Below are 14,563 nucleotides of genomic sequence, written 5' to 3' on the forward strand. Positions count from 1 at the left end.
TACTTCTGAATTTCTAGAGAAGAAAAACTACTCTCTTTTACAAGTTCGAAAAAATTAATGAACTCTTTTTTAAAAGATACAAAATCAAAATTGATCTTTTTAAAATGAATTTAATAAAAATTATAACATTTTTTCAAGCTTTGGAACAATTTCAAAAAGATCTCCAACAATGAAATAATCAGAAATCTTAAAAATAGGTGCATTTTCATCTTTATTTATAGAAATAATGGTTTTCGATTCTTTCATGCCAGCTAAATGTTGAATAGCTCCAGAAATTCCTATTGCAATATAAAGTTGAGGAGATACGATTTTCCCAGTTTGTCCTACTTGCCAGTCATTAGGAGCATAACCAGCGTCTACAGCAGCACGAGTGGCACCAACAGCTGCGTTGAGCTTGTCTGCTAATGGAAAAATAATTTTTTGAAAATTTTCAGCTGATCCTAGTGCCCTTCCTCCAGAGATTACAATTTTTGCTGAGGTAAGTTCAGGTCTTCCTGAAACGATAAGATCTTCCTTAATAAAACTTGATAATTTAGGATCCTTAAAAGAAGTTATATTTTCTATTAAAGCAGATTTGCCTTTTTCTAAAGCAGGAGTAAAACAATCTGTACGAATAGTTATAATTTTGCAATAATCAGTTGTTTGTATGGTTTGGATTGCATTTCCTGCATATATAGGTCTTTTAAAAGTATCAGGAGATACAATTTCTATAACATCAGAAATTTGCATAACATTGAGGAGAGCGGCAACACGCGGAAGAACATTTTTCCCATTGCTATTAGATGGTGCTATAATTGTATTATAATTCTTTGCAATTGATAAAATAAGAGAACTCAAGGGTTCAGCAAGTTTATGAGAAAAGTTAGCGTTCTCGGCAATAAGAATTTTTTGAATGTCGAAAAGATTAGATGACTGTTCTGCAATATTATAAGCATTTTTTCCTGTTATGAGTAAATGGATCTCACTTCCAATTTTTTTGGCAGCTGTTATAGTTCTTGCGGTTTGTTCTGACAGGAACTTTTCATTATGATCTGCAATGACAAGAATAGACATTACAACATACTACTTTTGTTTTTTAATTTTTCGAAAAGTTCTGTAATAGAATTTAGCCGCAAACTTTTTCGATTTATACAAGGTTTTTCAATGCTTAGAACTTTTAAACGGGCTGTTAAGTCAATAGAAAAGTTACTGGATAATTTTCTTTCAATAGATTGTTTTTTAGCTTTTATGATATTTAATAACGACATGTAGCGGGGTTCATTAAGATTTAGCTCTGTTGTTATTACTGCAGGGAGATTTATTTTTATTGTATGAGTTCCTCCGTCTATCTCACGTGTAACAATTGCGTGATTGTCATCTATCTCTATTTTTGAAGCGAAGGTAGCCTGAGACCATCCCATAAGTCCTGCTATCATTTGCCCAGTTTGACAGGCTTCATCATCAATAGCTTTTTTACCCGCTATTACAATCTTTGGCTGCTCTTCTTCGATGACTTTTTTAAGTAATTTTGCTATTGCTAAGGGCTCTAAATCTTCATCGCTTTCAATTAAAATAGCACGAGTTGCTCCCATAGCTAAAGCATGTCGCAGGATATCTTCAGCTTTTCTTGGGCCTATAGAAACGACTATAATTTCTTTTGCTTTTCCAAGCTCTTTAAGGCGTACAGCTTCTTCAACTGCGATCTCATCAAAGGGATTTATCGACATTTTGATGTTATTTAGTTCTATCCCGGAGCCGTCGTTTTTAACGTGCACATTAATATGAGAGTCTACAACCATTTTTATAGGTATGAGTATATTCATGTATTAATCCTATAAATCTTTTACATATAAGCAGTGCCTAGTTATATAGGTTTATATTCTGAAGGTATCATTTTTAACAGTATAGCTTACTAAACTATATAGATGATTTTATTGTTTTTGTATTTCTTTCTTGCTTCTTGTTAAGTTTGTCTCTCTAAATAAGATAAAAAATAGAGTAAATTCAATATCTTAGTGCTGTAAATATACTGTCAATTTTAATATAATATAAAGTATATTAGGTGTTGTAAGGGTAGTGATATCAAGAGTTTTTTCTGTCTTTTCCTTTGTGAATTGAGTCAAAGAAGTTCAGTTATCAGATGAAAATATGCGTAAAGTAAAAAGTTATACTTAATAAAGGCCTTTATACAAGATAATTCTCTTTATTAAAAGCGATGATCTTTTTGAAAATTATATATAAATTAGGATAATGTTTACACATTTTTTATGTACTGATGTCAATAAAAATGGAGTTTTATAATATGCGAAAGTTCATTCGCATGATTTACCGCGTAGTCTTCGATGCTTTATGGCATTTTATGGAAGATGATGGTTGGGCTATGGCAAGTCATATAGCGTTATCAACATTGTTAGCTGTTTTTCCTTTTATAATTTTCGGGACAACTATGGCGGCCTTTTTGGGAGCAGATCAATTTGCTCCAACAGTTATTAATATCATTTTTGGTTCTTGGCCTGATTTGATTAAAAAGCCTATTACAGATCAAGTTCTACAAGTTTTAACGATCCCTAGAAGAGGTTTGTTAACAGCTTCAGTATTAGCAGCGGCATATTTTGCTTCTAATGGTGTAGAAGCCTTACGAATTTCTCTTAATCGAGCATATCGTGTTACAGAAATAAGGCCTTGGTATGTAACACGATTAGCAAGTCTTGGGTATGTTGTTCTTTCTTCATTTGCGTGTATAATAATCAGTTTTCTTCTTGTTGCTGTTCCTTTGGCACTTGGTCATTCTCAACGATTTTTTCCTGCTTTTTACAAGCTTCTTCGGATTATTTGGAATGGGAGAATATATGGAAGTCTTTTAATCATTTTTATTGGTCTCGTTTTTGCTCATTTGTTTTTACCAGCAGGAAAGCGTAAAATTGTTAGCGTTTTACCTGGTGTTTTATTTACTGTAGTAAGTTGGTTGTTTGGTGCAGTTTTCTTTACCTATTATATTTCTACCTTTTCAACATATACAGCTACATACGCAGGATTGGCCTCTATAATGATAGTATTGGTGTTTTTGTATATGTTAGGAGTAATTTTTATTATAGGCGCCGAACTTAATGCCTCACTCATAAAATATAATAATATATGTACAGGCTTAATATCTAAAAACAGTTGACTGACGAATATGATTCTTAAACGAGGTATTTTAAGAATATGTCTTATAAGAAATTATGAATAGTTTTTTATTGGAATAAAGAATAAACTAACTTTTTCTTTTAAATTCTATATTAGAAATTTTCCTTTAAGGTTTTTCTTGAAGCTTGAAAAGCTATTATTGCAAAGAAAAAGCTCGTGATGACATTCCAAGAAGCAAGGGATAACCCTAAGATATATAATTGTACTTCATTACAAGATTTTTTGTTGCTGGTTTTTATCTTGCTAAAGAGATCTTTCGCGTTTGTTAGATTGTTAGAGTTTGTATCTTCTAGGGTGCAAATTTTTGATCCTGACCAAAGACCCCGTTCAAGGCCAGTATGAAATGATCCAATGATAGCGTTACTTAACATGATAAAAGAAATAGTTATCATTAAGAAAGAAATTAACTTAGAAAACTTTTCATTTCGACCCAATATAGCGGCTAATATAGAGATAGGTAAACAATAATAATAGGCATTTCGTTCTTTAAGACATAATTCGCAAGGTATATATTCATCAACATATTCTAAAACCAATGTTAATATTAATACTGTAGACATGCCTATCATAAGCAGTATTGTCAATTGCCTTTTTGTTAATGTCAGGCTTAAAATCCTGTTCATTAAGTATTAACCTTTCATGGTGTTTTGAATATAAATTAATTATTGTATAAAAATCTTAAGAAGATTTCTATATTTAGATATAATAAAGAGTTTTTCTATTTGAAAGTCTACTGAAATAGTAAAAGTAAACACATAAAGTGAAAGATAACATATTATAATAGTACTCATTAATCTTAAAAACTAGGAAAATTCAAAACATCATAGTAAAACTATCATCAGAGTTGAGGGCGTGGAGTTGTTTATTTTATAATATTGTACTGTAAGAGAGGGAGTATGATTGCTTTTTTATGAAGGAGTGGTCGGAGCGACTGGACTTGAACCAGCGACCTTTTGACCCCCAGTCAAGTGTACTACTAGACTGTGCTATGCCCCGATTTTAATTATACATAAAGATATAGAAGCAACCCTGTTTTTGTTTCTGTTCCGGAAATTAAAGTATTGAATTGATCAATAACAATTTTTTATAGATCAAAGCGTATACTATTTGAATTATATGTGTGTTTCTCAAAAACGTTTTTGGTTTTATTTTTGTGAAATATATTAAAAAAATTAGCAGGTGATATGAATTTAAAGAGATAGTGATACTTTGTTTTTTGTCTTATAGAAGTTACGAATAATAAAATATATGATTTTATTGTTCAGACATCATAATTTTATACGAATTAACGATTTTAAGGAACTTAATAAGTATTGCTCGTAAAGATTAAAAATTAATTATGTAAGGAGTGTATCAGGTGATATCGTTTAAGAAACTCCGTAAGGCAGTTTTCCCTGTTGCGGGTTTTGGAACACGTCTTCTTCCGTCCACTAAAGCTGTTCCAAAGGAAATGGTAACGGTGGTCGACAAACCGGTAATTCAATATATAGTAGACGAAGCTCTTGAAGCTGGTTTAACACATTTTGTTTTTGTTACAGGACGTGGAAAATGTTTGATAGAAGATTATTTCGATATTCAGTTTGAATTAGAACAATCTTTAAAAAAAAGAGAAAAAAAAGCTGAATTAACTTTATTATCTGATATTTTGCCTCAAGCTGGTACTGCTATATTTACACGTCAACAAGAGCCACATGGTCTTGGGCATGCTGTATGGTGTGCTCGACATATTATTGATGATGAACCATTTGCTTTGTTGTTGCCTGATATGTTGATGCAGGCTCAAGGTGATAATTGTACAAAAGGTATGGTTAAGCTTTATAATAAAAGTGGTGGTAATGTTGTAGCAGTTGAGGAGTGTGATCCTGATTTGTCTCATAAGTATGGAATTGTAGGCGTAGGAGATTTTATTGATAATGAAAGCTTTTTGATTACTGATATGATTGAAAAGCCATCGCCTGGTATGGCTCCGTCAAATTTTTTTATTAATGGACGTTACATTTTACAGCCTGAAATCTTTTCAATACTTGAAACTCAGGAAAGAGGAGCAGGAGGCGAAATTCAACTAACAGATGCTATGCTTAAATTGACAGCGAGTCAGACTTTTTCTGCTTATCTTTTTAAAGGAAATACTTACGATTGTGGGTCTAAGGAAGGTTTTGTCCTGGCAAATATTGCTTTTGCACTTTCTCGAGAAGATGTACGTTCTAATATAGAAGATGATCTCAAGAATCTTCTAGATGCATTACGATAAAAAGATTTTATTCTGATGTCTTTATTGTTCAGAATCTTGAAGTTTATGAAAATGAATATTTTATATACAGTCATGTATCAAAAGAGCATGAGTATCTTTTGTTGTATGTCTGGTGTGTTGTCTCGGTAAGCTTTGGGTTTTTCAATTTAATGTTATATTTCTGCTCTAACGAATTCTTGATAGAAGACATGATTAGGAGATGTTAATATAAAAATGTAAACCCCGGGAGATAAAAAATGGTTTATAATAGATAAGTAATGGCTACTGTAAAATGATAGATAAATCTTCTTCGGTCCTATCTTCAGCTGTTTACATTGAAAATGTAATCACAGTGAAACACTATACGGATCAGTTATTTTTGTTTTGTATAACTCGACCTAATGGATTTCGATTTCGTTCTGGTGAATTTGTCATGATAGGTCTTATCGTCAATGATAGACCAATATATCGAGCATATTCTATTGCTAGTCCTTGCTGGGATGAAAAGTTAGAATTTTTTTCTATCAAAGTTCAAGATGGACCTTTAACATCGCATTTGCATAAAATTCAGCCTGGTGATTCTATTTTAATGCATAAAAAATCTACTGGTACATTAGTGCTTGATGCTTTGATCCCAGGAAAACGCCTGTATATGTTTTCTACTGGTACTGGTATTGCTCCTTTTGCAAGTTTAATCCGTGATCCGGAAACATATGAAAAATTTGATGAAGTGGTTCTTACACATAGTTGTCGTAATATTGATGACCTGAAATATGGGTTTGATCTCATGGACCAGATACAGAAGGATGATATCCTTCAGGAGTTTGTTGGAAAAAGACTTCAGCATTATACCAGTGTAACGCGTGAAGATTATGTCCATAGAGGTCGTATTACCAATCTGATTGCTTCGGGAGAATTCTATAAGGCTGTAGGTGTACATTCACTTAATCCTGATTGTGACCGGGCAATGATATGCGGTTCTGTTTCTATGATAAATGATATGAAAATACTTATGAAAGCAGCAGGTTTTAGTGAGGGCTCAAACAGTAGACCAGGGGAATTTGTTACAGAACGTGCGTTTTCATAAGATTTTTAAGAGGCTTTTTGTATTGTTTTAGGTGTTTCTTCCCTGTTTTTTGAAAGTCTTAGAATAACAGCAGACAAGATGATTGAAGTTATTGAGGCGAGGATAATACCAATTTTGATCTTGTTTTGAAGAATCAGGGAATCAGGAAAGGCTTGTAAGGTAATGAATAAGCTCATAGTGAAGCCTGTACCACAAAGGACAGAGATTCCATATAATAGCAGCCAAGTTGATTTTTCTGGAAGATTTGCCCATCCTATTCGGATGATAATAAAAGAAAATAAGAAAATGCCTATCTGTTTGCCAGCAAAAAGTCCAAACATCACTCCTAGGGTTACAGGGTCAGTAAGGGTTAAGAAAGATGCATCATATAAGGGGATACCTGCATTGGCAAAGACAAACATAGGTAATATTATAAAAGTTATCCAAGGCTTGAGACGTTTTTCAAGTCGATAAAAAGACTCATGTGAAATAGAATCAGAGTGGCTTTTGAAAGGAATGCTCATAGCAACAATTATGCCTGCAATGGTTGTATGAATACCCGCTTGACCTATAAAAAAACATAATACGAGACCTATTAAACCATACGCATAAAAACGAGTTACACTATAAAGGTTGAATAAATATAATACAGCTACTATAAATATTGCTCCTCCTAACATAAAGAAATTTAAATTTTTTGTGTAAAAACAGGCAATAATAATCACTGCTCCAACGTCATCTAATATAGTGAGGGCTGTAAGAAATACTTTAAGAGAAGAAGGGATTCGTGACCCAATAATCGATAAAACTCCAAGTGTAAATGCGATATCAGTTGTTGTCGGAATTGCCCAGCCTTTTAGAAGAGAGACGGGTGCATTAATATTAAAATATAAGTATATGAGTGCAGGAACAATCATTCCTCCTATAGCTGCATATCCTGGAAGGATACGTTTCTTCCAGTTAGATAATTCTCCTTCAAGTATTTCACGTTTAATTTCTAAGCCTATGGAGAGAAAAAATACTACCATTAGCAGATCATTAATAAAATGTTGAAATGAAATAGTGCCAATTTTAAAGTTTAGTATTTGAAAATAGACCGAATCAAATGGAGAGTTAGCAAGTATCATTGCTATCACAGAAAAGATTATAAGTAAGAAACCTTTTGTTGTATCTTTATATAAGGAGTCCTTAAATTTTTTTGAGCAGTAATTAGAAAAAATATAAAAAAAATACATAATAAAAAACTTTGAATAGACAATATTTATATATACATAATATCAGTTCTAGGACATATAACAATATTTTAAATATTGATTGTAGCTTTAATCTCTTGTTGTATTTTTTTGATTTTAGGATATTTTTATAAAAAAGATGGTGATCTCCTTAATGAAATAGCCTATGTTATGTGAATAAGAGAAGCATACTATAAATTAATTTAGAGTTTTTAAAATATGCTTTTATAAATCAATAGGAGTGTTAAAGAAATATGGCTGTACCTAAAAGAAAAACAAGTCCATCAAAACGCGGCATGCGTCGTTCTGCAGATGCTCTAAAAGCACCTGCTTATATTGATGATAAAAAATCTGGTGAATTACGTCGTCCTCATCATATAGATATAAAAACTGGTACTTATCGTGGTCGCCAGGTTTTTCCAGTAAAAGAAAAAGATCATTCCTAACAATAAAGATGAGCATACGAGTCTCTTGCATAAAGTTATTGTGATTGTATCTCATTAAATTTGTGTAATTGGTTTTAATTCCAGCTTTAAGGTGCTTTATTGTAGAAGTACTGGTTTTACTGGCTTGTATGTTTGAATGATTATTGTTTTTGAATAGAAGTTTAATCTTTTATGAAGCGTCCTATAGTTGATTTCTTACACTGGTGCTTGGTGGTATTCGATCAATAACATCATGATTAAAAGTGCGTGTCTATTGCAATATCTTCAGAACACAGGATATTTGTAAATGCCTACCAATTCGGTATGTTTGCAATTAAAAATGAAAGTAGGTTAAGTGTGAATATCAAGTAAAGCCTGAAATTTTAAAGAAACTATGTTTTAGTGCCGCCAACTGTAACTTGATCCATACGAAGATGCGGTTGCCCTACACCAACAGGAACCCATTGTCCATTTTTACCGCATTGTCCAATTCCAGGATCAAGTTCTGAATCATTCCCTATCATGGATAGGCGTTTCATAGCTTCTGGTCCATTTCCGATGAGCATCGCTCCCTTTATAGGGGCGCCAATTTTACCTTCTTCAATAAGATAAGCTTCAGTACAGTTAAATACAAACTGTCCTGAAGTAATATCTACTTGCCCTCCACCAAATGTAACAGCATAAATTCCTTTTTTTACAGAAGCAATGATTTCTTGAGGATGTTTATCCCCTGAAAGCATGTAGGTATTTGTCATACGTGGCATGGGAGGGGATGCATAACTTTCACGACGGCCATTTCCTGTGGGTTTCATATTCATAAGCCTGGCATTTTGGCGATCTTGCATAAAGTTGACGAGTTTTCCTTTTTCAATAAGGACATTATAACTTGATGGTGTTCCTTCATCATCAAAGTTGAGTGAACCTCGTTTCTTGCTGATAGTTCCATCATCGACGACAGTAACATTGGGAGAAGCAACTATCTCACCCATAAGATTGGAGAACACAGAGCTCTCCTTGCGATTAAAATCACCTTCCAGTCCATGTCCAACTGCTTCGTGCAGCATTACTCCAGGCCAGCCTGAAGCAAGTACTACATCCATAGTACCTGCTGGAGCATCTATAGCTTCCAGATTTACAAGTGCTTGTCTAAGAGCTTCTTCTGCTTCTTTTTTCCATGATTCATTGTGAATGAATTCAGTAAATCCAACTCTTCCGCCCTTACCACAATAACCTGACTCTTGACGGTTTTCTGTGCCAACAACCACGGATATAGCGATTCTTGTCATGGGACGCGTATCATATATACGAAAATGATCAGCACGTAAGATTTCTATAATTTTCCAACTTGCATCAAGAGAAACGGTGACTTGTTTTACTCGTTCATCTTTACTCCGCAGGTAAGTATCGATCTTTGAAAGTAATTGAGCCTTTTCTTTGAAAGAAGGTATTCCAATCGGATTTTCATTGGAATATAGATTATGATTTTTTTTCTGCTGGGGAGCAGAAGCGTATGTACATGTATACCCATCGATTGCTTTTCCTGCGATCTTTGCTACACGTTTAAGAGCTGCTAGTGACATTTCATTAGAATAGCCGTAACCTACAGCTTCATGAGCTACAACACGTAATCCAAATCCCTGTTCTGTCCAAAAATTTCCTTCCTTGATATATCCATTATCGAACTTAAGGGTTTCATATTGTGAATATTCAAGAAAAAGCTCTCCATCGTCTGCTGGTTTTAGAGTATCAGATACAACATTTTTTATTGTTGACTCATCAACATCAAACAGAGAAAGAAGAGTTTTAAACATGCTTAATTTTCCTATTTACAATTGGCATTGGCTTCAGGTTATTCATCCATAATTATCTCTTTAAGGTAATACCTCGTAACCATTAGAGAATCCTTTAAGATCTACTGGAATTCCTATTCCTTCTTCTGGGGTTTGAAATAATATAAATGTTGCAGTTGTACCGTTTTTTAATGCATTCATAAGTTCATCTTCTAAAATTACTTCAGCATAGCATCCATCTGAAGAACAACGAACAAAGTATGTCTTTCCAATATCTTTTCCGTCAATGCTAAGGCCTAAGCCATTTGGCAATAAAATCCCCAGTGGAGCAAGAACACGTAGAATACGGGATTTATGATCAACTGTATTCAGAACTATAATAGATAAACCTATATCAGGTTTATCTTCAGCTATGACATTTTGCATGAGTGCGCATTGTTCTCTTGATGCACCGGCTGGTTTTTCACAGAGTATTGACCATGCTCCATGTTTTGATTTTACAACTCCTGTTTGTAACAATGATTCTGAAAGTGCTGATGAACAAATATTTATGCTGATAACACCTAGAAATAAGGTGTACCGTAAATATCGGTAAATGTTTTGAAGGATTTTTGAAAAAACAATGGAACTCATTTTTATAAGAGGCTATCTTTATTATATTATTATTAAATTTCTGAACTAACTGTGGCAACAATGCGTAAAGTTTAATGTCATTTAAAGATATTTATTATAGTTTTTCTGAGCATAAAAGAAATCCTTACATATTGCGTTTTTTTTAAAACCATGATCATTGTGAGTATTAATGTCTATAGCTTTATTCTGTAGAGTTTTTACGATAGACTTTTCTTAATCTTATCTTCATGGTTTTAAAAAAGAGACATAAGAATTTTCTAATTGTCTATTTTGTTGGCATGATATTATAATATCTATTGACTTTTAAATATTTAATTTAAATTTTTGTAGATTATCGTGTTAGTATAAATATAAGATTGGTATAATAATAGAATAATTTTCCTTTTTGTAAAATATATTTATACATAAGGTTTCTTTTGCATTCAATAGGTTTGTGCAAAAGGAGAAAGTTATATAAATTTGAGAGATATGTAATGGCGATTACTAACAGTCGTTGTACAATATGCAATGCGGCGAATATATTCCTTCATAAGTTCAGAATAAAGGACTTTTTTAAGCTTCTAAAGCCGCGGGTTATGTCACTTGTCGTATTTACTTCTTTAGCGGGACTTATCTTAGCTCCAGGTCATATTGGTATTATAAAAGGGATGATAGCTATTTTTTCTATTGCTATGGGTGCAGGTGCGTCTGGTGCTTTGAATATGTGGTATGATGCTGATATTGATAAAATGATGTTGCGCACTGCATTACGTCCTATTCCAACAGGTAAGATTACACCGCGTGAGGCATTCGTATTTGGTTCGTTAATATCAGTACTATCTGTTATGATCATGGCCTTGTTCATTAATTGGATGTCAGCAATCCTTTTGTTACTTGCTATATTATTTTATGTAGTAATATATACCATTTGGCTTAAGCGTTCTACTCCGCAAAATATTGTCATTGGAGGTATTGCAGGAGCTTTCCCTCCTATGATTGGTTGGAGCTCTGTTACTGGGGGCCTATCTTTAGAGAGCATGATCATGTTTGCTATCATTTTTTTATGGACACCTCCTCATTTTTGGTCTCTCGCTTTATTTACTATGAAGGACTATGCTGCTGCTGGTATTCCTATGCTTCCGAATGTAGCAACAGAAAAAGCTACCAAAGTACAAATTCTCATTTATGCAGTTTTAACAGCATTAACCGGGGTATCTCCTTATTTATTTGGCTTTGCAAGATCTTTATATGCCTTCAGCGCGGTTGTTCTTGGATGTATGTTGGTATATTTTTCATTGCGTATTTTTTTTATACCTGAAGGAGATAAAAAAATGGTACCTGCCAAAAAATTGTTTAAATTTTCAATAATATATCTTTTTGCCCTTTTTGCGGCATTAATGATTGATCATTTAATCATTATAGGCTGATATTAAAGTAGTAAATGAAGCAAACAAGGCAGTATCACAGATATGAAAGACATTAATAGCTTCATAAATTCTATTATTTGTTGTTGTTATTGAAATTTCAGCCTACTCCAGAATGTTCTTCTGGATAACTGTTAATGTTTATAAACCTAAAAGAAGCTCAGCTACCAATTCTTCTCTTTTAGGGTTTAGCATAAACACGGTATGGTTTAAATTATTTATCATAATAACATTTTTAGATTAATCTTTAACTGATATCTTTGAAAATAAGATTATTTGTGTATTGTAATTCCATAATTCTTTAGATCAGAAGGGTAATGAGTATTTGTACTCAGTATTTTTACGGAAGTAATACAAAGATTTTTTAATATTTGTGCAATGAGACCGGTTTCTTGTGATTTTTGATTTTTAGACCCATTATTTTCTTTAATGGGAGGTGTTTGAAAAGGAGAAGAAATCGTTTTTATTGTTTCATGGTCAGAAAAGTTATTGCGTAAGTAAATTATTATGCCTTTTCCTTCAATAGATATTTGATTAAGATAATAGTCAATGGGGCTTTTTTTAAGCAAGATGTCTTCTACAAAATTTTCTCGATGGACATATACAGGGATAGGTGTATTTAGGCTATTTTCTATATCACCAACAATAAGTACTGTATGTACTAAAGTACTTTTGGGTAAACAATAAGTATTTACTTGTATAGTTCCTATAGATGTTTCTGTTTTGCACGAGGATTTTAATATAATTAAATGTTCCTCTCTTTGACGCCAAATGATAATATCAGAAACAGAAATAATCTTTAAATTATGTTTTTTTGCGAAATCAAAAACTTCCTTTCCCTCTTTCACAGTTCCATTATCATTAACCAGTTCACAGATAACGGCGATTGGTGGTAGTTGTGCTAGTTTGCACATATCTACAGAGGCTTCTGTATGACCTGAACGAGTTAAAACCCCACCTTCGCGTGCTATTAGTGGGAAAATATGTCCTGGTCGAGTAAAGTCAGAAGGCTTACTATTAGGATTGGCAAGATTTTGTACTGTACGAGTTCTGTCAGACGCAGATATTCCTGTAGTGATTCCGTCTTTGGAATCAATGGATATCGTAAATGCAGTGCTATGAATTGATTCATTGCTTGCTACCATTAAATTAAGATGAAGCCTGTTTGCTTCTGTATAAGGCATTGGTGTACATACAATACCAGAAGTATGGCGAATAATGAAAGCCATTTTTTCAATTGTACAATGAGTAGCCGCAATGATTAAATCAGCTTCATTTTCACGGTCATTTTCGTCAGTTACAATAACTATTTCGCCTTTGCCAAAAGCTTGTATGGCATCAGAAACTTTTTGCTGATTAAATAACATTTTTTTTCTCGAATCTTGGATTACCTGTCTGTCCTCTATCACGAAGATAATGGTCAGCTAAAGCGCATGCTAACATTGCTTCCCCGATCGGTACTGCACGGATGCCTACACAAGGATCGTGTCGACCTTTTGTTTTTATGAAAATCTCTTTTCCAGTTACATCAATAGAAGGTTGTTCAGTTGGGATTGAAGATGTTGGTTTGACAGCAAATCTAACAATTATTGGTTGTCCAGTGGATATGCCACCTAAGATTCCGCCAGCATGATTTGATGAAAATGCTGGTTTTCCATGAGTATCAATGCGCATATGATCTGAGGTTTCTGTCCCCGTCATAGATGCTATTGAGAATCCGTCACCAATTTCCACACCTTTTACAGCATTAATGGACATAATGAGCGCTGCTATGTCTTGATCAAGCTTCCCGTAAATAGGAGCTCCTAGTCCTGCAGGAACATTTTCAGCTACAATTTCAATGATAGCCCCCACAGAAGATTTTTCTTTGCGGATTTTGTCAAGATAGTCTTCCCAAACAGATATAATTTGTAAGTCAGGAGAAAAAAAACGGATTCTGGTCTACTATTTTCCAATCCCATCGAGAGCGATCAATCTTATGAGGTCCAATTTGGATCAGTGCTCCGCGAATAGAGATGTCAGGAATTATTTTCCGTGCTAAAGCACTCGCTGCTACACGTGCCACTGTTTCTCTTGCTGAAGAACGTCCGCCACCACGGTAATCACGGAGACCATATTTAATATTATAAGTGTAATCTGCATGGCCTGGTCGGTACATATTAGAAATTTCTTCATAATCTGCAGAATGTTGATCAATATTTTCAATGATCATTGAAATAGGTGTGCCAGTTGTTATGAGTGTTTCCCCATCTTTCTCTGATATGACTCCTGATAGGATCTTGATAATATCATTTTCTTTTCTTTGTGTAACAAACCTTGATTTCCCTGGTTTTCTTCGATCAACCCAATATTGTACTTCATCAAGTGTAAAGTGAATTCCAGGAGGACAACCGTCAATAACACATCCCAAAGCTGCTCCATGACTTTCTCCCCAAGTTGTAATACGAAAAAGATGTCCGAATGTATTATGTGACATAATTATCTCCTTCTTGGAAATTTTTAAATGAATGATATAGTATAACAACGCTATATAAAAATAACAAAAATAAAGGAAGTTTTGTTTTTAAGACAAGATATCCTATAAGCAGGGATATATGTCTTGTCTATAGTTATGGATAA

At 33.6% G+C, this 14,563-nt stretch carries 12 protein-coding genes, 1 tRNA gene and 1 pseudogene; 5 read left to right on the forward strand and 9 right to left on the reverse strand.

Features of this window, described 5'->3' with window-relative positions; genetic code table 11:
* Nucleotides 1-120 precede the first annotated feature (120 nt).
* Together B488_RS01045 and B488_RS01050 are read right to left on the reverse strand one after the other, a co-directional pair.
* The gene (locus B488_RS01045) at nucleotides 121-1,053 is read right to left on the reverse strand and encodes an electron transfer flavoprotein subunit alpha/FixB family protein (RefSeq protein ID WP_015272632.1); all 933 of its coding nucleotides are present in this window, start codon (nucleotides 1,051-1,053) and stop codon (nucleotides 121-123) included.
* Nucleotides 1,053-1,802 (reverse strand): electron transfer flavoprotein subunit beta/FixA family protein, encoded by a 750-nt coding sequence (locus B488_RS01050; protein ID WP_015272633.1) that lies wholly within the window; start codon nucleotides 1,800-1,802, stop codon nucleotides 1,053-1,055. Before B488_RS01050 ends, B488_RS01045 begins: the two co-directional genes overlap by 1 nt.
* 479 nt (nucleotides 1,803-2,281) lie before the next feature.
* On the opposite strand from B488_RS01050, the gene B488_RS01055 reads away from it, so the two are divergent.
* Complete coding sequence (locus B488_RS01055; RefSeq protein WP_051012093.1) at nucleotides 2,282-3,145, forward strand: YihY/virulence factor BrkB family protein; 864 nt, start codon at nucleotides 2,282-2,284, stop codon at nucleotides 3,143-3,145.
* Between the two features lie 112 nt (nucleotides 3,146-3,257).
* On the opposite strand, the gene B488_RS01060 is transcribed toward B488_RS01055, so the two are convergent.
* Complete coding sequence (locus B488_RS01060; protein ID WP_015272635.1) at nucleotides 3,258-3,788, reverse strand: disulfide bond formation protein B; 531 nt, start codon at nucleotides 3,786-3,788, stop codon at nucleotides 3,258-3,260.
* A 296-nt stretch (nucleotides 3,789-4,084) separates the two neighbouring features.
* Nucleotides 4,085-4,161, reverse strand: a tRNA-Pro gene (locus B488_RS01065).
* 361 nt (nucleotides 4,162-4,522) lie between these two features.
* Between B488_RS01065 and galU the strand changes: the two genes are divergently transcribed.
* Both galU and B488_RS01075 read left to right on the forward strand, forming a co-directional pair.
* Nucleotides 4,523-5,416 carry a UTP--glucose-1-phosphate uridylyltransferase GalU gene (gene galU / locus B488_RS01070; RefSeq protein ID WP_015272636.1) on the forward strand — a complete coding sequence of 298 codons (894 nt, stop codon included), beginning with the start codon at nucleotides 4,523-4,525 and terminating at the stop codon, nucleotides 5,414-5,416.
* A 271-nt stretch (nucleotides 5,417-5,687) separates the two neighbouring features.
* The gene (locus B488_RS01075) at nucleotides 5,688-6,482 is read left to right on the forward strand and encodes a ferredoxin--NADP reductase (protein WP_015272637.1); all 795 of its coding nucleotides are present in this window, start codon (nucleotides 5,688-5,690) and stop codon (nucleotides 6,480-6,482) included.
* Nucleotides 6,483-6,487: 5 nt separating this feature from the next.
* On the opposite strand, the gene nhaA is transcribed toward B488_RS01075, so the two are convergent.
* Nucleotides 6,488-7,696, reverse strand: coding sequence for a Na+/H+ antiporter NhaA (nhaA, locus tag B488_RS01080; RefSeq protein ID WP_041770539.1), 1,209 nt, complete (start codon nucleotides 7,694-7,696; stop codon nucleotides 6,488-6,490).
* 251 nt (nucleotides 7,697-7,947) lie between these two features.
* Here nhaA and rpmF point away from each other — a divergent pair, with 251 nt between their 5' ends.
* The gene (gene rpmF, locus B488_RS01085; RefSeq protein WP_015272639.1) at nucleotides 7,948-8,139 is read left to right on the forward strand and encodes a 50S ribosomal protein L32; all 192 of its coding nucleotides are present in this window, start codon (nucleotides 7,948-7,950) and stop codon (nucleotides 8,137-8,139) included.
* Between the two features lie 371 nt (nucleotides 8,140-8,510).
* Here the strand turns inward: rpmF and tldD are convergent, their stop codons facing one another.
* Together tldD and B488_RS01095 are read right to left on the reverse strand one after the other, a co-directional pair.
* On the reverse strand, nucleotides 8,511-9,929 hold the full coding sequence (gene tldD / locus B488_RS01090; RefSeq protein ID WP_015272640.1) for a metalloprotease TldD: 1,419 nt from the start codon (nucleotides 9,927-9,929) through the stop codon (nucleotides 8,511-8,513).
* Nucleotides 9,930-9,989: 60 nt separating this feature from the next.
* Entirely contained in the window at nucleotides 9,990-10,541 is a 552-nt protein-coding gene (locus B488_RS01095) for an invasion associated locus B family protein (protein WP_081583158.1), read from the reverse strand.
* Nucleotides 10,542-11,014: 473 nt separating this feature from the next.
* Between B488_RS01095 and B488_RS01100 the strand changes: the two genes are divergently transcribed.
* Nucleotides 11,015-11,947 carry a heme o synthase gene (locus B488_RS01100; protein WP_015272643.1) on the forward strand — a complete coding sequence of 311 codons (933 nt, stop codon included), beginning with the start codon at nucleotides 11,015-11,017 and terminating at the stop codon, nucleotides 11,945-11,947.
* A gap of 269 nt (nucleotides 11,948-12,216) precedes the next feature.
* On the opposite strand, the gene ribB is transcribed toward B488_RS01100, so the two are convergent.
* Together ribB and aroC are read right to left on the reverse strand one after the other, a co-directional pair.
* A complete protein-coding gene (ribB, locus tag B488_RS01105; RefSeq protein WP_015272644.1) occupies nucleotides 12,217-13,311 on the reverse strand; it encodes a 3,4-dihydroxy-2-butanone-4-phosphate synthase in 1,095 nt (364 codons plus the stop codon).
* Nucleotides 13,301-14,420 (reverse strand): annotated as a pseudogene (aroC, locus tag B488_RS01110) (chorismate synthase). Before aroC ends, ribB begins: the two are co-directional and overlap by 11 nt.
* Between the last annotated feature and the right edge of the window lie 143 nt (nucleotides 14,421-14,563).

Source organism: Liberibacter crescens BT-1 (assembly GCF_000325745.1).
GTDB classification, from domain to species: Bacteria; Pseudomonadota; Alphaproteobacteria; order Rhizobiales; family Rhizobiaceae; genus Liberibacter; species Liberibacter crescens.